Below are 20,831 nucleotides of genomic sequence, written 5' to 3' on the forward strand. Positions count from 1 at the left end.
GCGTGAGCACACTCGACGAGCTGGTGCGCTACGACGGCAAGGACGTCGTGGTCACCGGCTGTGCGTCGGGCATCGGCGCCGAGGTCACCCGTCAGCTCCGGGAACTCGGGGCGCGGGTGACGGGCCTGGATCTCCGCGCCCCCGAACAGATGCCTGACACGTTCACGGAGCTCGACCTTGCCGATCCGGTAGCTGTCGACCGCGCCGCCCGTGCGATCGACGGTCCGGTGGACGCACTCTTCAACGTCGCAGGCGTGTCGTCGGGGATCGGCGACCCGCGGCTGGTGGTGCGAATCAACTTCCTCGGCACGCGGCAATTCACCGAGGCTGTGGCCGACCGGATCGCCCGCGGTGGCTCGATCACTCTGGTGTCCTCGCTCGCGGCATCGGCCTACCGCGAAAACCGGGCGATCACAACCGGTTTGCTTCACACCGGCTCGGTGGACGAGGGGTTGCGCTGGTGTGATGAGCACCCCGAAGCGCTGGCCGACGGCGGCTACCGCCTCTCCAAGGAGGCGACGATTCTCTACGTGATGTCCAAGACCGCAGAACTCGGCTCACGAGGTATCCGGATCAATTGCACCGCGCCCGGCGTGACCGAGACACCGATCCTCGACCAACTGCGGTCGGCCTACGGTCAGCAGTATCTCGACTCGTTCACGACGCCGCTGGGCCGCAATTCCGAGGCCGGCGAACAAGCCGCGCTGTTGGTGTTCTTGGGCAGCGCGGCAGCCAGCTACATCACCGGGCAGGTGGTCTGGGCCGACGGCGGAATCCTCGCCAAGCGCGAGGCCGACCTGATCGCCGCAGTCGAAGCGACGGAGAGGACCTGAGTGTGCCCGCAAGCATGAGTGACTTTCGCCGCGTCGCAGACGACGTGCGTAACTGGGGTCGCTGGGGTGATGACGACGAGCTCGGAACCCTGAACTTCATCACCGCCGACAAGGTCACCGAGGCGGCCGCACTGGTCAAGCAGGGCAAGGTGTTTGCGCTCGGCGGTGATTTCAGTTCGGGCGGGCCGCAGGGTGCCTTCCAGTTCCGGCAGAACCCGACCCATGTGATGACCGTAGACGGCGGCGACGCGAACACGCTGGCCGAATATGGCCCGCAGTGGCTGCGCAACTCGGTGGCCAACCAGGTCAGTGCGTACTTCGTCGACAATCCGTTCCGGTTCAACGACGACATGATCGTGATGCCGTTGCAGGCCGCCACCCAGTGGGATGCGTTGTCGCACGTGTATTACGAGGACAAGCTCTACAACGGTTTCCCTGCCGACTCGGTGACCAGTTTCGGTGCCTACCGCTGTGGGATCGACAAGGTGGACGGCAAGGGCATCACGAGCCGGGGTGTGCTGCTCGACGTCGTGCGTCACCGGGGAGTCGACGTGTACCTGCAACCCGGAAAGCCCGTGACACCAGCCGAACTCGACGAGGTGGCCGCCGCGCAGGGCGTCACGATCGGTCGCGGTGACATCGTCGTGGTGCACACCGGGTGGTGGACGCGGTTCATGTCGACCGGCGATGGCGCGGAACCCGGCTCGGGCCTCGACTGGTCTTGTGCATCGTGGCTGCACGATCACGAGGTGGCTGCGGTGGCCGCCGACAACCTGATGGTCGAGGATCCCGATCCGGCCAACGGTGTGGAGGGCACGTTCCTGCCCATGCACATGCTGTGCCTACGGGACATGGGCTTGATGTTCGGCGAGTACTGGGATCTGACCGCGTTGGCGGCCGACTGCGCTGCCGATGGAGTGTACGAATTTCAGCTCATCGCACCGCCGCTGCGCGTGATAGGCGCAGTTGGTTCGCCGGTGAATCCCATTGCGATCAAATGAGGAGAGCATGACGTCAACTGAGAAGATTCCGTTCGTCGTCGGCCTCGGCGGTACGCTGCGCGCCGATTCGTCGACCGAACGCGCGGTCCGGTACTGCCTGGAATCGGTCGAGCGCCAGGGCGGCACCACCCGCATGTTCGCCGGGCCCGACCTCGATCTGCCGATGTATGCGCCACACTCGCTCGACCGCACACCGGCAGCGCTCGACTTGGTCAAAGCCCTGCGTGACGCCGACGCGGTGGTCGTCGGCTCGCCGGGCTACCATGGCGCGATCTCGGGTCTGGTCAAGAACGCGCTGGACTACATCGAGGATCTGCGCGAGGATCCGCGCGTCTATCTCGACAACACGCCGTGGGGCTGCATCAGTTGCGCATACGGGTGGCAAGCCGCGGTGGGCACCCTGGGCCAGCTTCGCTCGATCGGACACGCGTTGCGGGCATGGCCGACTCCGCTCGGGGTAGCGATCAACTCCGCGGACAAGATCTGGTCGGAATCCGGCGAATTGGCGGATGGGCCGGTGCGTGATCAGCTCGACATGCTGGCCAATCAGGTCCTCACGTTCGCGCGCTCGAGCGGGGCAACCACGTGACATTCCGGCGCCACTTCATCGAAATCGATGGGCTGGGCACCAGTTATCTCGAAGCCGGCGCCGGCGAGACTGTGGTCCTGCTGCACGGCGGTGAATTCGGGGTGAGCGCCGAACTCGGCTGGGAGCGGACCATCGACGCCCTCGCCGAGAACTACCGGGTGCTTGCGCCGGACATGCTGGGCTTCGGTGACAGCGCCAAAGTCGTCGACTTCAATGACGGCCGGGGGATGAGGATCCGCCACATCGCCCGGTTCTGCGCCGAACTGGGTGTGACCTCAGCACATTTCGTCGGCAACTCGATGGGCGCGATCAACCTGCTCGTCGACGCGACCTCGGACGCGCCGCGGCTTCCGGTGCGATCGCTCGTCGCGATATGCGGTGGCGGCGAGATCCAGCGCAACGAGCACATGGCGGCGCTCTACGACTACGACGCCACGTTCGACGGGATGCGGCGCATCGTCGCGGCGCTGTTCGCCGATCCGGCGTATCCCGCCGATGACGAGTACGTGCGCAGACGATACGAGTCGAGCATCGCACCCGGTGCGTGGGAAGCGTTGGCAGCGGCCCGCTTCCGCCGTCCCGGTCTGGATCCGCCGCCCGCCCCGTCGTCGGCCCGTGCCTACGAACGCATCGGTGTGCCGACGTTGATCGTCGAGGGCGCGTCCGACAAGCTGCTGCCCGCCGGCTGGGCCGCCGACATCGCGGCGCAGATCACCGGCGCCCGGTCAGCGGTCATCCAGAACGCCGGCCACTGCCCGCAGATCGAGCAACCTGATGCCGTCAACGGCCTGCTGTCGGAATTCCTGGCCGGTCAACGCGCGCGCATCGCGCGATAGGCCGCCGGGCCGACGATCGCGGCCAGGCGCTCAGGTGTCCAACGGTCGGGGTCATTGAGCAACATGCGGATTGCCGACTCGCAGATCGCGAGGAACACCTCGGACAGTGGCGGGAGCACGACGTCGATGTCGTCGATTTGCCAGCGCTGGAACAGTGGGCGCATCACCGCCGCCACCTGTTCACCGATCTGGGCCCGGCCACGCACGATGGCGGCGTCGAGGACCGGATCAGGGTCGACGGTGAACATGATCTGCCACGAACTCGGACGCTCGCGGACCGTGGTGAGCAGCGCGCAGAACCCGTCGACGAACATCTGCTCAACCGAACCCGTGCGCTCCGGCGGAAGCATGGCGAGGAGATTCGCCAGCGTGACCTCGGTTTCGCGCTCCAGCAGCGCGGCCAGTAGTTCGCCGCGTCCCCCGTAGCAGGCGTATACGACCGGCCGGGTGACACCAAGCCGCGCTGCCACCGCGCCCATGGTCACGTTGGCCACGCCCTCGCTCGCGGCGATCTCGAGCGCGGCGTCGAGTACTTGCGGGCGGCGACGATCCGGCCCGAGATGCTCGGCGCGGGCGCGTTTGGCGGTCTCGGTGGTCAGGGTGATCCTCAGGTCAGGTGGACGTCGGCTATGACCAGAACCGGCCAGGCCACTATCTCTCCGAGGATAGAGAAGAACCGGTCAAGGCCGGTGAGCCTTTCCAGATGCTCGTGCCGGCCGAACGCCCAGACCACCCCGACCGCCAGGTACGGCACCGCCAGCGTCGTGGCCACATAGGTGAGCTGGCGGACAGTGAGCTGGTGGTCGAGAACCCTGCGCAGCAACGACATCACCCGATCGCACCCAGGATGGGCTCGGATTCGACGAGGCCCTGATCGCTTGGCGCACGCCCCTCGCCGAAGACCCGGACCAGCTGCTTCTCGCGAAACTCGAGATGGGCCTGGGCGGGAATCTTGTAGCCGTACTGCTGCTGGGCTTCGCGCGGCGTCACGGTGACCCGACAGTGGGGCGGAATCTCGCGCAGCACCCGCGTACCGATCGGCAATGTCGCCGGTGAGATCAACCGCAGCAGGATCAACTGAAGCCGCGTGCTCATCGAGATGACCGTGAACGCCGCACTCATCGGCGGCACGATCGCGGCGTCCAGCAGCCGGGAAGTGCTCAGGCCCGCCATCTTTCGCATCCAGCGCGGCATCGTCGACAACGTAGCCCGGCGCAGCATCGCAGTGATCACCAGCGTGGCGGGCCTGAGCAGCAGCGGCATCTGCGGCAACATCACGTCCGCGCGCAGTAGATGACGCATCGCTTTCTGCGCGATGTCGGAGCCGATGAGCTGCGGGCGCATCTGCTCGAAGTACTCCCGGACACCCTCGCGAGTGCGGGGCACGTCGGCCGGGTCGAACGTCTGGAGTTCCGCGGCACGCGCGCATTCGGCCCAGTACCGCTCCTCTTCTTCGGGGGAAAGCCTGCCTGGGCCGAACTTCTCGTAAGCGCACAGGATCGAGTGCCAAGCCGTCAGATGGATCCACAACTGCGAAGCCGGATCGTTGGCGTCGTACGACTGTCCGGTGACGGGATCGGTGCCGACGGCCTTGGAGTGGATCTTCACCAGCACGTCGGCGGCCTGCGTCGTCGAGACGCTGTCGTCGAAGGCGACCATGGCGAAGTACCGCAGCGTGCGGTCATATCGAGTTCGGGGCCGCTGGTAGATGCCCTGGGTCCGGTCGACCGCGGCGACGAGCGCGGGGTCGAGTTCCTCGATGACGACAGCCCGCTGGAACCCGATGGACAGTGAGGTCGGGTAGCTCCAGACCTTCCACGTCACCGAGCCCGGACCGAAGAACCCGTAATCCTCCGCCGGTTCAGCGGCGGGTAGTGACAGCCACTGGAACCTGCTGGCAAACGTGCCCAACGCCCGATCACGGAACTTGCTCATGGTTTCCCCCATTTCCTACACTTTGTAGGATTCTGGCTCCGCGCGGTATTCCACGTCAAGAGGTAAGAGGGTCAGTGATTCTCGGTTAAATCAGTCGCTTGACTGAATTCGTTCGAACGGGTTGAGTCGAAGCGTCGCCCCGGTGCGGCCGATGAGAAAGGGCTTGCGGCTTACATGAGCAATGAACTGGCAGGAAAAGTCGCGGTGATCACCGGCGGTTCGGCAGGTCTGGGAGAGGGACTCGTGCGAAGGTTCGTCGCCGAGGGTGCCGCGGTCTTGATCGGTGACGTCGAGAAGGACAAGGGCGCGGCCCTGGTCGACGAACTCGGCGGCGACACCGCGTTCCTGCCCACCGACGTATCGGATCCCGAACAGGTCACCGCGCTCGTGGACGCCGCGGTCGAGAGGTTCGGCGGCCTGCACGTCATGGTGAACAACGCCGGCATATCCGGCACCATGCACCGTCGCTTTCTGGACGACGATCTCGCCGATTTCCACCGGGTCATGGGAGTCAACGTCCTCGGCGTGATGGCAGGCACCCGCGATGCCGCACGGCACATGGCCAAACACGGTGGCGGGTCGATACTCAATCTCACCTCGATCGGTGGAATCCAGGCCGGCGGGGGAGTGATGTCGTATCGCGCGTCCAAGGCGGCTGTCATCCAATTCACCAAGTCCGCGGCCATCGAACTCGCACACTACGAGATTCGGGTGAACGCGATCGCCCCCGGCAACATCCGGACGGCAATCGTCGCGAAATCCGCCTCTGAAGAGGACCGGCAGCGGCTCGAAGAGTTCGAGGCAGGCATCCGCGCGCAGATGCGCAACGACCGCCCGCTCAAGCGGGAAGGGACGGTCGAGGATGTGGCGGAGGCCGCGCTCTACTTCGCCACCGACCGCTCGCGCTACGTCACGGGAACGGTTCTGCCGATCGACGGGGGCACCGTCGCGGGCAAGGTCCTCGTCCGAAAAGAGAAGCCTGCGCGATGAACGGTTGAAACTGCGTCCACGGTCGTGATCGGCGGTTTCTAGCGACCCTCACCGCAGTCTCGACGAGAGGCCGGGCAAGCGAGAGGAAGGCGCGCAGCGCACTGTGTCGGATTTAAATCAGTCACTTGACTTAAAGGCTGTGACGCGGTTCACTGGAGCGGTGACGACAGCCAGCCGCGTGGCTCGGGCCGACCGGGCGAGCAGTACCCAGGAGGCGATTCTCAAGGCGGCCGAGCGGCTCTATGCCGAACACGGCGTGTTCGCGGTGTCCAACCGGCAGGTCAGCGAGGCGGCCGGGCAGGGAAACAACGCGGCGGTCGGCTACCACTTCGGCACCAAGACCGACCTGGTGCGGGCCATCGAACACAAGCACCGTGGGCCCATCGAGTTCCTGCGCGAGCAGATGGTCGACGGCATCGGCAACTCGTCCGAATTGCGGGACTGGGTCAGCTGCCTGGTCCAGCCGCTGACCGATCACCTTGCCGCACTGGGCAATCCGACGTGGTACGCGCGGTTTGCCGCTCAGGTGATGACCGACCCGGCATACCACAACATCGTTGTGCGCGACGCCCTCAGCTCGCCGTCGCTGGTGCAGGTCATCGATGGGATGAACAATTGCCTGCCGGATCTGCCGGCCGAGATCCGCACCGAGCGCAACATCATGGCCCGAAACCTGTTGATGCACAGCTGCGCCGACCGGGAACGTGCGCTGGCACAAGGCGCCAGCGTGCCGCGAGCGAACTGGCACGGCGCGGCCTCCGGCCTCATCGACGCCATCGTCGGCCTCTGGTTGGCGCCGGTCACCGAACAAAGCGATCTCACATGAAACTCACTGTCGATCAGGACAAGTGCGTCTCGTCGGGCCAATGCGTCCTCAATGCCGGCGAGCTGTTCGACCAGCGCGACGATGACGGCGTCGTGGTGCTGCTCGACGACAACCCCGGACCTGACCAAGCCGAGAACGCCCGCCGCGCCGCGGCGGCCTGCCCAGCCCTGGCCATAGACATCGAGGAATGAAGCGACACGATGACCGAAACGCTGACACAGACCGAAATCCCCGACTACCCGATGGAGCGCGACGTGCGGTGCCCGTTCGCGCCGCCGCCGCCGATGCTGGGCAATCCCAAAGGCCTGTTCCGGGTGCGGATCTGGAACGGTGACACCCCGTGGCTCATCACCGGGCACGAAGAGGCCCGCACCCTGTTCTCCGACTCCAGGGTCAGTGTCGACGACCGTCGCTCGGGATTCCCGCACTGGAACGAACATATGCTCGCCACGGTTGACAAACGGCCGCGTTCGGTGTTCACGTCAGATGCCGAGGAGCACACCAGGTTTCGCCGGATGCTGTCGAAGCCGTTCACGTTCCGCCGGGTCGAGGGCCTGCGCCCGGCCATCCAGAAGATCACCGACGAGTGCATCGACGAAGTCCTGGCCGGACCGCAACCGGCCGACTTGGTCTCCAAACTGGCGCTACCGGTGCCGACCGTGGTCATCAGCGAGATGCTCGGCGTCCCCTACGCGGACCACGAGTTCTTCCAGGAGCACGCCAATGCCGGACTGGCCCGCTATGCGGCAGCGGACGCCATGCAAAAAGGCGCGATGAGCCTGCATCAATATCTGATCAATCTCGTCGAGGAAAAGCAGGCCAACCCCGCAGAGGACGCGGTCTCCGATCTGGCCGAGCGCGTGAACGCGGGGGAGATCAGCGTCAAGGAAGCCGCGCAGCTCGGCACCGGACTGTTGATCGCCGGGCACGAGACGACTGCGAACATGATCGGCATCGGCGTGCTGGCCTTGCTCGAGAACCCCGAGCAGGCCGACTTCCTGCGTAACGCCGAGGATCCCAAGGTGATTGCCAACGCGGTCGAGGAGCTGATGCGTTACCTGTCGATCATCCAGACCGGGCAGCGTCGGGTCGCGATCGAGGACATCGAGATCAGCGGTGAGACCATCCGGGCCGGCGAGGGCATCATCATCGATCTGGCGCCGGCCAACTGGGACGCCAAGGCCTACCCCGAGCCGGACAAGCTCGACCTGAGCCGCGACGCCGGCCAGCAACTGGGCTTCGGCTACGGACGCCACCAGTGCGTCGGGCAGCAGCTGGCCCGGGCTGAACTGCAGATCGTCTTTCATACCCTGCTGCGCCGCATCCCGACCCTGCGGCTGGCCATTCCGCTCGAAGACGTGCCCTTCAAACACGACCGGCTCGCCTACGGCGTCTACGAACTTCCCGTCACCTGGTGACCGAAAACAACTTTCAGCCCTGACCGCCCCGAATGGAGATTTGAACATGTCGACCGCGACACAGACGCTCTATCCACCCGAGGGCTTCGGCGCCCCGAAGGACCGGCGCGGGCATGCCCAGGGCAACCTGGGTCTGCCCGAAGGCACCGAGATCTTCTCTGCCGACAACCACATCTCGGTGGCCGACGACATTTTCTACGAACGCTTCCCCGAGGAGCTCAAGGGTGCGGCGCCCCGGATCTGGTACGAAGACGGCGCCTACATGGTCGGCATGAAGGGCAAGGCCTGGACCGGAGGCGATTTCGGCCGCGTGCTCATGCAGTACGACGATCTGGCAGGCGCCGCGTCGAACAACATCGATGCTCGCATCCGCGAGCTCAAAGAGGATGGCATCGACAAGGAACTCGCCTTTCCCAACGCGGTGCTGGCCCTGTTCCACTACCCGGACAAGGCGCTGCGTGAGCGGGTGTTCCGGATCTACAACGAGCACATCGCCGCGCTGCAGGAGCAGTCCAACGGCCATTTCTACGGTGTCGGGCTGATCAACTGGTGGGATCCGAAAGGCACCCGCAGAACGCTCGAGGAACTGAAATCGCTTGGGCTCAAGACGTTCCTGCTGCCGCTGAATCCGGGGAAGGACGACGAGGGCAACATCTACGACTACGGCAGCACCGACATGGATGCCGTGTGGGACGAGATCGAGGCGTCCGGGATCCCGGTCAGCCACCACATCGGCGAGACCCCGCCGAAAACCCCGTGCCAGAACAACAGCGTCGTGGTCGGCATGATGGTCAACGTCGATTCGTTCCGCGAGCAGTTCGCCAAGTACGTCTTCTCGGGCATCCTCGATCGGCACCCCAACCTCAAGGTCGGGTGGTTCGAGGGCGGGATCGCCTGGGTGCCAACCGCATTGCAGGATGCCGAACACATGCTCGCGTCGTACCGGCACATGTTCAACCACGAGCTGCAGCACGATGTGCGGCACTACTGGGACAAGCACATGTCTGCCTCGTTCATGGTCGATCCGCTCGGGCTACGGCTGATCGACGAGATCGGTGTGGACAACGTGATGTGGTCCAGCGACTATCCGCACAACGAGAGCACGTTCGGGTACTCGGAGAAGTCACTCGCCACCGTGGTGGAGGCGGTCGGTGCGGAGAACGCGACCAAGATCGTGAGCACGAATGTGCAGAAGTTCTTGGGGGTCCTGTGACGACGTCGACTCAGTTCGGCGTCACGCAGATCGCCCAGACCGGATTCACCTGGCTCGACATCCCCGATGAGCCCGACTTCGCGCGGATGCGTCGCGAGGTCGGCGCGCGTCTGCACGCCGCGATGGCCGATCAGGGTGTGGATGCGCTGGTGCTACTTGGCAATGGCAGCGTCATGTACGCCACGGGCATCAGCTGGCCGTTGGCCGACGCGGGTTTGTCGCACGTCGAGCGGCCGGTCGCGATCGTGCTGGCCGACGATGAGCACCCGCACCTGTTCCTGCCGTTCCGGGAGGGTGCGGCAATGGAATCCGGCCTGCCGGACGATCACCTGCACGGGCCGGTCTACCTCGAATTCGACGAGGGCGTAGCGGATTTCGCAAAGGTCCTCGCCAGTCTCATTCCGGCTGGCGCGACGATCGCGACCGACGAGTTGACCGGGGCGATGCGCCGGGCCGGCAGCACACTGTTCCCCAGTGCACCGATCGACGCCGCGCCAGTCGTCGGTGCGGCGAAACTCGTCAAGACGATCGACCAGATCGCGTGCCTGCGGCGGGCCTGCCAGATCACCGAACACGCCGTTGCCGAAATCCAGAAAGCCCTGGCACCCGGGGTGCGTCAGATCGATCTATCGGCCGAATTCGTCCGACGCGCTTTCGAACTCGGCGCCACGACCAACATGTTCGACTCGATCTGGCAGGTCATGCCTGCGTCGAGAGCCGAGGGGACCTGGACCACCACCGGTGATCTCGCCCTGCCACTGCTGACAACTGAGCGCGAGTTGCAGCAGGGCGACGTGCTGTGGACCGACGTATCCATCGCCTACCACGGCTATTGCTCCGATCATGGGCGCACATGGATCGTCGGCCAGGATCCGACGCAGGCGCAACAGGAGCAGTTCGACAAGTGGAGCCGGATCGTCGATGGAGTGCTTTCGGTGACCCGGGCCGGCGCCACCTGTGGTGATCTCGGCCGGGCGGCCACCGCGGCGGCCGGTGGACAGAAGCCGTGGCTGCCCCACTTCTACCTCGGCCACGGCATCGGCACGAGCGCGGCCGAAATGCCGATGATCGGCACGGATCTCGGCCAGGAATGGGATGACAACTTCGTCTTCCCGGCAGGCATGCTGTTGGTGTTCGAGCCCGTGGTGTGGGAAGACGGGACCGGCGGCTATCGCGGCGAGGAGATCGTGGTGGTCACCGAGAACGGCTGGATGCCGCTGACCGCGTATCCGTACGACCCCTACGAGGTGTCCAGTGGGAATTGATATCGAGGCCGACGGCCGGGCGTTGCGGGTCAGCCGCCGGGAGCGCGCCATCGCACAGATGGAGGCGTACGACCTCGACGTGCTGGTACTCGGCAGGCAGGCCAACGTGCGCTACATCTCCGGTGCGCCACAGCTGTGGGTCGTGGGCACCCGGCCGTTCGGGCCGATCTGCACGTTCGTGCGCGCGACCGGCGAGGTTCATCTCAACAGCACGTGGGACGAAGGCATACCCGAGGAGATTCCACACGAGAATCTCTACGGGCTGGCCTGGAACCCGATGACCTTGATCGGTGTGTTGCAGAACATCAAAGGCACCGACAGCGCGCGCCGCGTCGGAACGGATGCGCTGACACCCACTTTCGCCAAGCTGCTGCCGATGGCCTTTCCTCAAGCCGACCTCGTTGACGGTGAACAGGCCATGCGCGATGCACGCCGGATCAAGACGCCGGAGGAGATCGAGGCCCTGCGGCGGGCACTTCGCGTTGCCGAGGAGGGCCTGGCCAAAGCGTCGGCCGAATTGGCCGACGGCGCCACCGAGCAGTCGTTGGCCGGCGCCCTCCTCGAGGCCGAGGCCGCCGGTGGGGTGAGTACCCCGGCGACCCAGGACGCGGCGTGGGTGACCTCGAAAGACCATCCATGGCGCCGCGCGGACGGCGACGGCAAGGTCCGGGATGGCGACCTGGTGGCATTGTCGGCCGGTGTCCTCGCCGACGGGTATGTCGGCGAGGTCGCCCGGACACGCTACGTCGGTGAGCCGACCGACCCGGTGCGTGCGCTGTACCGGCGCCGAGACGAGCTGTGGGACAGGCTGCTCGACGCCTGCCGCTGCGGCAGGACCACGAGCACGCTGCTGGACGCCTACGAGCAGGCCGGTGAGCGACTGCCCGCGATGCCGGTGGCGCATGGCCTCGGCCTCGGCTTCGACCCGCCGGTGGTGTCGCCGAATCTGCGGGCAACCGCGCAGCAGGATGTGCTCGAAGAGGGCATGGTGCTTGCGCTGACCGCATATGTGTGGGAGCAGGGCGTCGGTGCGGTGTTCACTCGCGATGCCGTGGTGATCGGCGCCGACGGTCCTCAGGTGCTGACTCAGACCCCGTCGGTCAGTGGCGCTGCCGCCCACAGCTGACCGGGCGCCGATCCGTTCACCAATTCGTCACTGCTGCAAAGGAGCCCGTTGATGGCGGATCGCCCCACTCCGGAGGAGATCATCCTCTACGAAAAGGATACGAAGACCAAGATCGCCACCATCACGTTCAACCGGCCGGAGTTCCTCAATGCGCCGACGTCGATGGCGCGGCTGCGGTACGCGGACGTGCTGCGCGCCGCCAACACCGACAACGACGTCAAGGTGGTCATCATCCGTGGCGTCGGCGACAACCTGGGCAGCGGCGCCGATCTGCCCGAGTTCATGGAGGGCAACGACAATCCGGCCGCGCGATTGGCGGAGCTGCGGTTGGAGGACGACGGCGTCGGTGAGGTGACCTACCCACCGAAGGGCACTTTCCGCAACGGCGCGACCATCAGCGCCTGGTACGCCAACTCCCAAGCCGGTAACCGTGCGCTGCAGGACTTCAAGAAGATCAGCATCGTCGAGGCCAAGGGCTACTGCTACGGCTGGCACTTCTACCAGTGCGCCGACGCCGATCTGGTGATCTCGTCCGACGACGCCCTGTTCGGGCATCCGTCGTTCCGGTACCACGGCTGGGGTCCGCGCATGTGGACGTGGGTGCAGATGATGGGCTTGCGCAAGTTCCAGGAAATGGTGTTCACCGGCCGGCCGTTCACCGCCGCGGAGATGTACGACTGCAACTTCCTGAACAAGGTGGTGCCCCGGGATCAGCTGGAAGCCGAGACGGAGAAGTATGCGCGGGCGTGCGCACGAAACCGCCCGGTCGACACCGTCTTTCAGCAGAAGCTGTTCTTCGAGGTGTTCAAGCAGCATCAGGGTGAGTACATGGGCAGCCTGCTGAGCGCGTTCTTCGAGTCGATGGGCAACGGCGTGGCCAACGACAGCGATGACGACCTCGACATGTTCGAATCGATCGATTCCGGGCTATCGGCCGCGGTCAACGACAACGACAGCAAGTTCCCGCCGGAATTCCGGCTGTCCAAGAAGAACCGCAGCAAACCCGAATAGGCCCATGAGATCACCACTTACCGGCTACACCGTCATCGACCTGACGAGTGGGATCGCCGGCGCGTATGCTACCAGGATCCTCGCCGACGGCGGCGCCGACATCATCAAAGTCGAAGCGCCCGAAGGTGATCCGCTGCGTAAGTGGTCTGCGTCAGGTGCGCGGTTCGACGGCGACAGCGCGCTGTTCGGCTTCCTCGCCGGCGGAAAACGCAGTGTGGTGATCGACTCCGACGATTCCGCATTCCTCGACCGCCTCGTCGCCTCGGCTGACGCCGTCTTCTGGTCACCCGAAACGCCGGTGGCTCAGCGCGTGCCACCCGAAGATCTTCACCGTCGCCATCCGCACCTGATCGTCACGACCATCACCCCATTCGGGCTGGACGGCCCGTGGAGTGACAAGCCCGCAACCGAGTTCACCCTGCAGGCTTGGTCCGGCGGTGCGATCGGGATCGGCCGGGGCAGCCAGGACCGGGCGCCGGTGTCGATCGGTGGCCAGGTGGGGGACTGGCTCGCGGGCGCGTATGCGGCTGCCATGACGCTGGCATTCCTGGCACGCGCGCGCCGCGACGGGCACGGCGAGCTCATCGACCTGTCGAAGCTGGAAGCCCAAATCCTCGGCCTGACCTACTATCCGGTCACCTACTTCGAGATGCTGGGCCGCCCCTGGCGCACGGAACGCCGGCCCACCGTGCCCGGGGTCGCGCAGGCCGCCGATGGCCTCGTCGCACTCGGTTGCGGGACGGCGCAGCAGTGGTGGGATCTGTGTGCGATGTCGGGGCACGATGAGTGGATCGACGAGACTTCCGAGCTCACCATCACCGAGCAGGCGAATCTGCACGCCGAGGAGTTGTACGAGTGGCTGCGCGATCAGAAGGTCGACGACGTCCGGGATTTGGCCTCGGCGTTCCGCATTCCGAACTCGCCCGTCGGCAACGGCGAAAACGTCACAGCGATGGATCATTTCGTCGAACGAGGCGCCTTCGTAAGTCATCCGGACGGATTCCTGCAACCCGCTCATCCGTACCGGCTCGGCGGTGTCACGCTGCTGCCGCCGACGGCGGCCCCTCGCCTGGGTGAGCACACCGACGACGTACGCGCACGGGCTTTGATACCGCGGCCCGCGCCCGAGCGCGGCCCGGACCGCGACCGGTTGCCTTTCAGCGGTCTCCGGGTGCTCGACATGACGACGTTCTGGGCCGGCCCGTCCTGCACGCACCTGCTCGGCCTGCTGGGCGCCGATGTGATCCACCTGGAATCGACCGTCCGGCCCGACGGCACGCGACTGATCGCGGGAATCCCGGCCAGTGAGGAACAGTGGTGGGAGCGCTCGCCCATCTTCAGCGCGCTGAACACCAACAAGAAGGGCCTGACGCTCGACTTCCAAACAGAACAGGGCCGAGACGTGTTGCGCCGCCTGATCGGCACCGCCGACGTGGTGGTGGAGAATTTCACGCCGCGGGTCATCGACCAGATCGGGTTGGACTTCGAATCCGTGCGGGCATTGCGGGACGACATCATCATGCTGCGCATGCCCGGTTTCGGGCTGGACGGGCCGTGGCGTGACAACCCGGCATTCGCCTACATCATCGAGGACGCGTCCGGCCTGAGCTGGCTCACCGGCTTTCCCGACCGGACACCGTTCGAACCCTATTCGGTCGGCGACCCGAACGCGGGCATCCACGCGTTCAACGCGCTGATGTTGGCGCTCGAGCACCGGCGGCGCACGGGCGAGGGTGTCCTCATCGAAGCGGCCATGGTCGACGCCGCCCTCAACATCGCCGCCGAGCAGGTCATCGAGTACACGGCGTACGGCACGCTGCTGCAACGCGATGGCAATCGCGGGCCCGCGGCCGCACCGCAGAACCTTTACCAGACGGCCGATATCGACGAGTTCGACCGCGCCGACAGCTGGATCGCGATCGCGGTGAGCACCGATGGGCAGTGGGAGGCTTTACGCGAGGCACTCGGGCGCCCGGACTGGGCGGCCGATCCCGGGCTGGCGACCGCCGCGGGCCGGCGCGCCCAACACGATCTGATCGACGAGAAGCTGGCGGCCTGGTGCCTGCCGCGGCGCGGCGACGACATCGTCGACACGCTGTGGCCCGCCGGTGTTCCGGTCGCCAAAGTGATGCAGCCACATCGACAACTGGAGCTGGCGCAGTTGCGGCATCGTCGATTCTTCGAACACGTCGGGCACCCGGTGAACCTCGCCGCGCCACACAGCACGCTGCCCGCCAGACTCGCGAACGGTCCTCGGGATTTCCACCGGACACCGGCGCCACTGCTCGGCGAGCACAACCACGAGATCCTCTCCGAATTGGGTTTGACCGATGACCAGATCGCCGCGCTGAGCGACGACGGGGTGATCGGAACCGAGCCCGGTGTCGGCGGTCGTCGCAAAGCCGCCCGCTGACAGTGTTGTGATCGCTAATCTCAAAAATTGTGGCTATCAATCCTTCTGACATCCTGCTCACCGGACAGGTCGCGGTCGTCACCGGCGGGGGCGCGGGGATCGGCCGGGGTGTCGCGGCGGGGCTTGCGGCCTTCGGGGCAGCGGTGGCGATCTGGGAACGTGACGCCGAAAGTTGTTCGTCGGCAGCAGAAGCCGTTGACGGATTGGGGATAGTCACCGATGTCCGCGACTCCGAACAGGTCGACGCCGCACTGGCCCGCACCGAAGCCGAACTCGGCACGGTCAGCATCCTGGTGAACAACGCCGGCGGCGTGTTCGCGTCCCCGCTGCTCGAAACCAGCGAGAACGGCTGGGATGCGCTCTACAGGAGCAATCTGCGCCACGTGCTGCTGTGTACCCAGCGGGTCGCGAGGAAGCTGGCCGCCACCGAAATGCCGGGCAGCGTCATCAATCTCACGTCGATCGAGGGCGTGCGGGCCGCACCGGGCTACGCCGCGTACGCCGCCGCCAAGGCCGGCGTCATCAACTACACGCAGACTGCTGCGTTCGAATTGGCGCCGCACAACATCAGAGTCAACGCGCTCGCACCGGACCTCACTGTCACCGAGGGCCTGCTTCGGCTGTCGCCGGCCGGCTTGCCGCCGGGCATCGCCGACGGCATTCCGATGGGGCGCCCCGGTCATGTCGACGAAATCGCCGGGGCAGCAGTGTTTCTGGCCTCCAGGATGTCCAGCTACATCACCGGACAGACGATCCACGTCGACGGCGGCACGCGGGCTGCGGGCGGTTGGTATCACCACCCGCAGACCGGTGCCCCAACACTCGGACCGGGCTAGGGATCCGGTCCTACTTGAGGCAGCTACCCGCGTCGACCGGCAGCGTCACACCAGTGATGTAGCGGGCCTCGTCGGATGCCAGGAACAGCACGGCGTTGCTGATGTCGACCGCTTCGACCCACGGGATGGGCAGCGTGTGGAACAGCTGGCAGATCGGCGCCATGTCGTCGGGACCCGGGTTCTCCAGATCCGGGCGGAACATCTTGAAAGTGCCTTCGTTGTGCAGCATGGGCGTGGCCACGTGGGTGGGGTGGACCGTGTTGACGCGGATGTTGTGCTGGCCGAGCTCGACCGCGAATCCGCGCATCAGGCCGACGACACCGTGCTTGGCCGCCACGTAGTTGCCGCAATGTGGATATGCCTTGAGGCCACCCACCGAACTCGTCAGCACGATCGAGCCGCCGCGGCCACCGGCGATCAAATGGGGGACACCGGCTTTCACCGACTTCCAGACACCAGACAGGTTGATGTCGATCATCTCGTCCCAGTCCAGCTGGCTGGTCTCGTGCAAGACATCGCCGCCGTTACCGATACCGGCGTTGGCCACGATGATGTCGAGGCGGCCGAGCTGTTCGACACCGCTGTCCACCGCGGCCTTGACGGCGTCGGCGTCGCGCACGTCGACCTCGGCGGTGACGACGCGGCGGTTGAGTCCCTTGATCAGGTTCGCGGTCTCGGCCAGGTCATCCGAGGTGGACGCCGGGATGGCGGTCTCCACGCCGGGCCGGATCGGACCACAGATGTCGAGCGCGATGATGTCGGCGCCCTCTTGAGCCAGCCGCACCGCGTGACTGCGGCCTTGACCGCGGGCCGCGCCAGTGACGAAAGCGACCTTGCCTTCCACCCGTCCAGACATTGGTTACCTCAGTTCTGTGCTCGTGAATTGATGCGTCATCGGCGGTAATCTGTGCACCTGCTCAGCACTCTGTCACCGGCGCACCCATTGTGTCAACGACAGACTCTTTTCGGGCAATTTGTACTCTCCGCTTAGAAGAATCATGTTCTCGCATCGTCGGTGCCAGGCCATTCGCCGTTATGTGATGGTCGGCTCGGCCGAACGGAACGCAGAATGTCGAATCGGTTTCAAATCCAGCGCGGACGTGCCGACTGCCGGGTGGCGCCGTATCGAGAGGCGTTCGCCGGCGTCCAGTAGATATTGTCGGCACCGTAAACATAAACACTCGGCCGATGCCGCCCCGGGATGCTCGATGACGACTCGTGATGCGCCGGCTCCGATCCTTTCGGTAACCGTCGCTCGACGTGGAAGCGATCAGACCGGAGATTAGCTACGGGGTTGAGAGTGAAGAGTGTTCTACCACTCAGAGAACGAAATTCTCAGCTAGCTGGCGGCGAATCCGTGCGCGCAGAAGTCCCATACCTCGTCCGCCGTGATCGGGTGTTGCGAGTTCTCATCCGCGCCGCCGCTCGATTGCGCCACGAACATCACGGTCTGCATCGTCATCGCCGCCATGCGGCGTGGGTTGATGCCGTCGCGGAGCAGGCCCGCTTCGGAGGCTTCCTCCATGAGTTCGGTGAGCAGGGCCAACAGTGGCGCGTGCGCGACCTTCACCTCTGACGGATGTGACACCAGCAGCCGCGGCGCGAAGTCGGTGAACAGCGGCCGCTTGGCGGCCGGGTCTGGCCGCGACGACTCGAACAACAACTGAATCGCCACTTTGAGCCGCTCAAGCGGATCGGTGTGGCTTGCGGTCGCGGCCCGGATCTGGTCGGCCGAGCGGCTCAGCGCGTCTTCGAACAGCGCAAGCAGCAGTTCGTGCTTGCCGTCGAACTGCAGGTAGAAGCTCCGCAGTGACTGACGCGAGCGGTCGACGACCTCTTGCACCGTGAAGTCGGTGCTGCCCTTCTCGATGATGATCGCCTGTGCGGCGTCCAGGAAGCGCTGCACGCGCTGAGCGGCGCGCAACTTCGCGGTTTTGATCGACCGCTCGACAGCCCGCTGCTTCCAGGCGGGTTCTTCGCCAGCGCTGGTCACAGGCAGCTCAGGTGCGTGCCGAGTCGGGAGAACATGAACTGACTGTACCGGAGAACGCCTTGCCATTGTGGTGCCAGACCCCCTCGCGGCCAACGTGTCGGAGATTGTAACTTTCGAACTGTGAGAATAGTATTCTCACGAAGGGAATTATAGAAGTCCTTCGAGAAGAAGGGCATCTCGTCTTCTCCGCGCCGTCGAGCCCATCGAGGCGGCCTCAAGAAGGACAGGAACCCACGTGTACATCGATTACGACGTCGCCGATGCGGTCGCGACGATCACGCTCAACCGACCCGAGGCTGCCAACGCGCAGAACCCGGAGTTACTCGACGAGCTCGACGCGGCCTGGACCAGGGCAGCGGAGGACGCAGCGGTGAAGGTTATCGTGTTGCGCGCCAACGGCAAACACTTCTCCGCCGGCCACGACCTGCGCGGCGGCGGGCCGGTACCGGACAAGGTCACGCTCGAATTCATCATCGAACACGAATCGCGCCGCTATCTGGAATACACCCTGCGCTGGCGCAACGTGCCGAAGCCGTCGATCGCCGCGGTGCAAGGACGGTGCATCTCCGGAGGCCTGCTGCTGTGCTGGCCGTGCGACCTCATCCTCGCCGCCGACGACGCACTGTTCTCCGACCCGGTCGCGCTCATGGGAATCGGCGGGGTCGAATACCACGGACACACGTGGGAGCTGGGTGCGCGAAAAGCCAAGGAGATCCTGTTCACCGGCCGAGCGCTCACCGCCGAGGAGGCCGAACGCACCGGCATGGTCAACCGGGTGGTGCCGCGCGCCGAGTTGGATTCCCAGACCAAGGAGCTGGCCGGCCAGATCGCGAAGATGCCGTCGTTCGCACTGCGTCAGGCCAAGCGAGCGGTCAATCAAACGCTCGATGTGCAAGGTTTCTACGCCGCCATCCAGTCCGTGTTCGACATCCACCAGACCGGGCACGGCAATGCCCTGAGTGTCAGTGGCTGGCCGGTGCTCATGGATATCAACGAGATGAAGGCAAACATCAAGTAATTCAAACCCGATGGGTGCCATTCGGCTCAGCGTGCGGTATGCCGCCGGGCTGATCTACGCACAGATCACCGCGGCGGCGGCCGTGACGCTCGTGGTTGTGGCGTTGAGCCGCAACACGATCGGTGACGTGCGCCAGCTGCTGACCGAGGCGAACCTGATCGCGCTGGTCGCGCTGATGAGCGGGGCGGCGATCGTCGATACGGTGGTCGGCTACGTCAACATCTATCCGACGTTCAAATGGTTTGCCGCGGGCCAACGTCCGACGCCGCGACAACAACGTGCCGCGATGCGCATCGGGCCGCGCCAGGCCATCATCCAGTTCAGCACCTGGACGGTCAGCGCGGTTGTCTATACGGTGGTCAATCTCGATCTCGGCGGGGGAGTGGCCTATGTGATGGGCGGGGCCATCCTGTTCGGCGGGGTGGCCGCGGCATGTATGGGCTTTCTGGTGACGCAACGGATGTTGCGGCCCATCGTCGCCGCGTCACTCACGACATCATCGGCGACCCACGTGACCATGCCGGGCATCCTGGGCCGGCTGATCACGATATGGGTACTGTTCAGCGGCCTGCCCACAGTCGGAATCGCCTTGATCGTGCTGGCCCGGTCCAACGGCTGGTTCGTTCAGAAAGCCGCTCCGGTCGAGGCCGCGGTGCTGGTGCTGGCCGTGATGTCGCTGCTCTTCGGACTGCGGTCGATGGTGCTTGTGGCGCGGTCGATCTCGGATCCCGTTCGCGAGGTGGTACTCGCGATGAAGGCCGTCGAAAAAGGTTGGTCGGCGGTCTCTGTCAAGGTATACGAGCCATCCGAGATCGGCCGTCTGCAATACGGGTTCAACCAGATGGTCAGCGGGTTGGCCGAACGCAACCGTCTGCGTGACCTGTTCGGCCGCTACGTTGGTGTCGACGTCGCCCGCCACGCCCTGGAGCAGGGTGGGGCGGTGAGCGGCGACGTGCGCGAGGTCGCGGTTCTCTACGTCGACCTCGTGGGCTCGACGGCGCTGGGCGCATCCCGGCCACCGGATGAGGTCGCCGAACTTCTCAACGGCTTCTTCCGGATCGTGGTCGAGACTGTCGAGCGGCATCACGGCCTGATCAACAAGTTCGAGGGCGACGCGATCCTGGCCGTCTTCGGTGCGCCGCTGCGGCTGGACAATGCCGCGTCGTCAGCGCTCGAGACCGGCCGCGCACTCCTGCCGCGGCTGCGCGAGCTTCCCGATGTCGAGTTCGGCGTGGGTATTTCGTGTGGTTCGGTTTTCGCAGGCAACATCGGCGCCGAGAACCGCTACGAATACACCGTGATCGGTGACGCCGTCAATGAGGCCGCGCGGTTGGCCGACCACGCCAAGGACCGGGAATCGGCCGTTCTGTGCTCGGGCAGTGCCCTGGCGAGTGCCGACGCCGACGAAGGACAGCACTGGACGGTGCGGGGTTCGACGGTGTTGCGCGGCCGGTCGACGGCGACGGTGTTCGCCGAACCACAACCGCAGGCGCTCTGACGGCGTTCACCGATCCGGCTCACCCCGCTG

General features: G+C 65.4%; 21 protein-coding genes. 16 read left to right on the plus strand and 5 right to left on the minus strand.

Annotation, left to right across the window (positions count from 1 at the left end):
* The first annotated feature begins 2 nt into the window (after positions 1-2).
* Genes ACRCUN_RS33305 through ACRCUN_RS33320 form a run of 4 tightly spaced genes read left to right on the plus strand, consistent with a single transcriptional unit; the run spans position 3 to position 3,259 of the window.
* Entirely contained in the window at positions 3-833 is an 831-nt protein-coding gene (locus ACRCUN_RS33305; protein WP_462145871.1) for a coniferyl-alcohol dehydrogenase, read from the plus strand.
* A 14-nt stretch (positions 834-847) separates the two neighbouring features.
* Positions 848-1,834 carry a cyclase family protein gene (locus ACRCUN_RS33310; RefSeq protein WP_462145872.1) on the plus strand — a complete coding sequence of 329 codons (987 nt, stop codon included), beginning with the start codon at positions 848-850 and terminating at the stop codon, positions 1,832-1,834.
* A gap of 7 nt (positions 1,835-1,841) precedes the next feature.
* A complete protein-coding gene (locus ACRCUN_RS33315) occupies positions 1,842-2,423 on the plus strand; it encodes an NADPH-dependent FMN reductase (RefSeq protein WP_462145873.1) in 582 nt (193 codons plus the stop codon).
* A complete protein-coding gene (locus ACRCUN_RS33320) occupies positions 2,420-3,259 on the plus strand; it encodes an alpha/beta fold hydrolase (protein ID WP_462145874.1) in 840 nt (279 codons plus the stop codon). Before ACRCUN_RS33315 ends, ACRCUN_RS33320 begins: the two co-directional genes overlap by 4 nt.
* On the opposite strand, the gene ACRCUN_RS33325 is transcribed toward ACRCUN_RS33320, so the two are convergent.
* Genes ACRCUN_RS33325 through ACRCUN_RS33335 form a run of 3 tightly spaced genes read right to left on the minus strand, consistent with a single transcriptional unit; the run spans position 3,235 to position 5,194 of the window.
* Positions 3,235-3,906 (minus strand): TetR/AcrR family transcriptional regulator, encoded by a 672-nt coding sequence (locus ACRCUN_RS33325; protein ID WP_462145890.1) that lies wholly within the window; start codon positions 3,904-3,906, stop codon positions 3,235-3,237. The two genes, ACRCUN_RS33320 and ACRCUN_RS33325, sit on opposite strands and share 25 nt — an antisense overlap.
* The gene (locus ACRCUN_RS33330; protein WP_462145891.1) at positions 3,867-4,088 is read right to left on the minus strand and encodes a hypothetical protein; all 222 of its coding nucleotides are present in this window, start codon (positions 4,086-4,088) and stop codon (positions 3,867-3,869) included. The genes ACRCUN_RS33325 and ACRCUN_RS33330 overlap by 40 nt, the downstream gene beginning before the upstream one ends.
* The gene (locus ACRCUN_RS33335) at positions 4,088-5,194 is read right to left on the minus strand and encodes an oxygenase MpaB family protein (RefSeq protein WP_462145875.1); all 1,107 of its coding nucleotides are present in this window, start codon (positions 5,192-5,194) and stop codon (positions 4,088-4,090) included. Before ACRCUN_RS33335 ends, ACRCUN_RS33330 begins: the two co-directional genes overlap by 1 nt.
* Before the next feature lie 174 nt (positions 5,195-5,368).
* On the opposite strand from ACRCUN_RS33335, the gene ACRCUN_RS33340 reads away from it, so the two are divergent.
* The 10 genes from ACRCUN_RS33340 (at position 5,369) to ACRCUN_RS33385 (ending at position 16,292) form a co-directional block, all read left to right on the plus strand.
* Positions 5,369-6,184, plus strand: coding sequence for an SDR family NAD(P)-dependent oxidoreductase (locus ACRCUN_RS33340; RefSeq protein WP_462145876.1), 816 nt, complete (start codon positions 5,369-5,371; stop codon positions 6,182-6,184).
* A gap of 160 nt (positions 6,185-6,344) precedes the next feature.
* A complete protein-coding gene (locus ACRCUN_RS33345) occupies positions 6,345-7,010 on the plus strand; it encodes a TetR/AcrR family transcriptional regulator (RefSeq protein ID WP_462145877.1) in 666 nt (221 codons plus the stop codon).
* A complete protein-coding gene (locus ACRCUN_RS33350) occupies positions 7,007-7,201 on the plus strand; it encodes a ferredoxin (protein WP_462145878.1) in 195 nt (64 codons plus the stop codon). Before ACRCUN_RS33345 ends, ACRCUN_RS33350 begins: the two co-directional genes overlap by 4 nt.
* 9 nt (positions 7,202-7,210) lie before the next feature.
* Positions 7,211-8,428 carry a cytochrome P450 gene (locus ACRCUN_RS33355; RefSeq protein WP_462145879.1) on the plus strand — a complete coding sequence of 406 codons (1,218 nt, stop codon included), beginning with the start codon at positions 7,211-7,213 and terminating at the stop codon, positions 8,426-8,428.
* A gap of 46 nt (positions 8,429-8,474) precedes the next feature.
* Positions 8,475-9,641, plus strand: a complete 1,167-nt coding sequence (locus ACRCUN_RS33360) for an amidohydrolase family protein (RefSeq protein WP_462145880.1) — start codon at positions 8,475-8,477, stop codon at positions 9,639-9,641.
* A complete protein-coding gene (locus tag ACRCUN_RS33365; protein ID WP_462145881.1) occupies positions 9,638-10,906 on the plus strand; it encodes a M24 family metallopeptidase in 1,269 nt (422 codons plus the stop codon). Before ACRCUN_RS33360 ends, ACRCUN_RS33365 begins: the two co-directional genes overlap by 4 nt.
* Positions 10,896-12,032, plus strand: a complete 1,137-nt coding sequence (locus ACRCUN_RS33370; protein WP_462145882.1) for a M24 family metallopeptidase — start codon at positions 10,896-10,898, stop codon at positions 12,030-12,032. The genes ACRCUN_RS33365 and ACRCUN_RS33370 overlap by 11 nt, the downstream gene beginning before the upstream one ends.
* 51 nt (positions 12,033-12,083) lie before the next feature.
* Positions 12,084-13,043: an enoyl-CoA hydratase/isomerase family protein gene (locus tag ACRCUN_RS33375; RefSeq protein ID WP_462145883.1), complete on the plus strand. Its 960-nt coding sequence runs from the start codon at positions 12,084-12,086 to the stop codon at positions 13,041-13,043.
* Positions 13,044-13,047: 4 nt separating this feature from the next.
* A complete protein-coding gene (locus ACRCUN_RS33380; protein ID WP_462145884.1) occupies positions 13,048-15,456 on the plus strand; it encodes a CaiB/BaiF CoA transferase family protein in 2,409 nt (802 codons plus the stop codon).
* Positions 15,457-15,485: 29 nt separating this feature from the next.
* The gene (locus tag ACRCUN_RS33385; protein ID WP_462145885.1) at positions 15,486-16,292 is read left to right on the plus strand and encodes an SDR family NAD(P)-dependent oxidoreductase; all 807 of its coding nucleotides are present in this window, start codon (positions 15,486-15,488) and stop codon (positions 16,290-16,292) included.
* Positions 16,293-16,302: 10 nt separating this feature from the next.
* Here ACRCUN_RS33385 and ACRCUN_RS33390 read toward each other — a convergent pair whose 3' ends face one another.
* A complete protein-coding gene (locus ACRCUN_RS33390; RefSeq protein ID WP_462145886.1) occupies positions 16,303-17,148 on the minus strand; it encodes a mycofactocin-coupled SDR family oxidoreductase in 846 nt (281 codons plus the stop codon).
* Between the two features lie 483 nt (positions 17,149-17,631).
* On the minus strand, positions 17,632-18,351 hold the full coding sequence (locus ACRCUN_RS33395; RefSeq protein WP_462145887.1) for a TetR/AcrR family transcriptional regulator: 720 nt from the start codon (positions 18,349-18,351) through the stop codon (positions 17,632-17,634).
* A 169-nt stretch (positions 18,352-18,520) separates the two neighbouring features.
* Between ACRCUN_RS33395 and ACRCUN_RS33400 the strand changes: the two genes are divergently transcribed.
* A complete protein-coding gene (locus ACRCUN_RS33400; RefSeq protein ID WP_462145888.1) occupies positions 18,521-19,303 on the plus strand; it encodes an enoyl-CoA hydratase in 783 nt (260 codons plus the stop codon).
* A 10-nt stretch (positions 19,304-19,313) separates the two neighbouring features.
* Complete coding sequence (locus tag ACRCUN_RS33405; protein WP_462145889.1) at positions 19,314-20,801, plus strand: adenylate/guanylate cyclase domain-containing protein; 1,488 nt, start codon at positions 19,314-19,316, stop codon at positions 20,799-20,801.
* The last annotated feature ends 30 nt before the right edge of the window (positions 20,802-20,831 follow it).

Source organism: Mycobacterium venezuelense, assembly GCF_054919535.1.

What these genes read in the sequence shown, in the direction of transcription:
- ACRCUN_RS33360 (WP_462145880.1), top strand. Translation starts at nt 8,475, where the DNA reads ATGTCGACCGCGACACAGACGCTCTATCCACCCGAGGGCTTCGGCGCC.
- ACRCUN_RS33315 (WP_462145873.1), top strand. Translation starts at nt 1,842, where the DNA reads ATGACGTCAACTGAGAAGATTCCGTTCGTCGTCGGCCTCGGCGGTACG.
- ACRCUN_RS33390 (WP_462145886.1), bottom strand. Translation starts at nt 17,148, where the DNA reads ATGTCTGGACGGGTGGAAGGCAAGGTCGCTTTCGTCACTGGCGCGGCC.
- ACRCUN_RS33330 (WP_462145891.1), bottom strand. Translation starts at nt 4,088, where the DNA reads ATGTCGTTGCTGCGCAGGGTTCTCGACCACCAGCTCACTGTCCGCCAG.
- ACRCUN_RS33375 (WP_462145883.1), top strand. Translation starts at nt 12,084, where the DNA reads ATGGCGGATCGCCCCACTCCGGAGGAGATCATCCTCTACGAAAAGGAT.
- ACRCUN_RS33405 (WP_462145889.1), top strand. Translation starts at nt 19,314, where the DNA reads ATGGGTGCCATTCGGCTCAGCGTGCGGTATGCCGCCGGGCTGATCTAC.
- ACRCUN_RS33380 (WP_462145884.1), top strand. Translation starts at nt 13,048, where the DNA reads ATGAGATCACCACTTACCGGCTACACCGTCATCGACCTGACGAGTGGG.
- ACRCUN_RS33355 (WP_462145879.1), top strand. Translation starts at nt 7,211, where the DNA reads ATGACCGAAACGCTGACACAGACCGAAATCCCCGACTACCCGATGGAG.
- ACRCUN_RS33395 (WP_462145887.1), bottom strand. Translation starts at nt 18,351, where the DNA reads ATGGCAAGGCGTTCTCCGGTACAGTCAGTTCATGTTCTCCCGACTCGG.
- ACRCUN_RS33335 (WP_462145875.1), bottom strand. Translation starts at nt 5,194, where the DNA reads ATGAGCAAGTTCCGTGATCGGGCGTTGGGCACGTTTGCCAGCAGGTTC.
- ACRCUN_RS33310 (WP_462145872.1), top strand. Translation starts at nt 848, where the DNA reads ATGAGTGACTTTCGCCGCGTCGCAGACGACGTGCGTAACTGGGGTCGC.
- ACRCUN_RS33340 (WP_462145876.1), top strand. Translation starts at nt 5,369, where the DNA reads ATGAGCAATGAACTGGCAGGAAAAGTCGCGGTGATCACCGGCGGTTCG.
- ACRCUN_RS33350 (WP_462145878.1), top strand. Translation starts at nt 7,007, where the DNA reads ATGAAACTCACTGTCGATCAGGACAAGTGCGTCTCGTCGGGCCAATGC.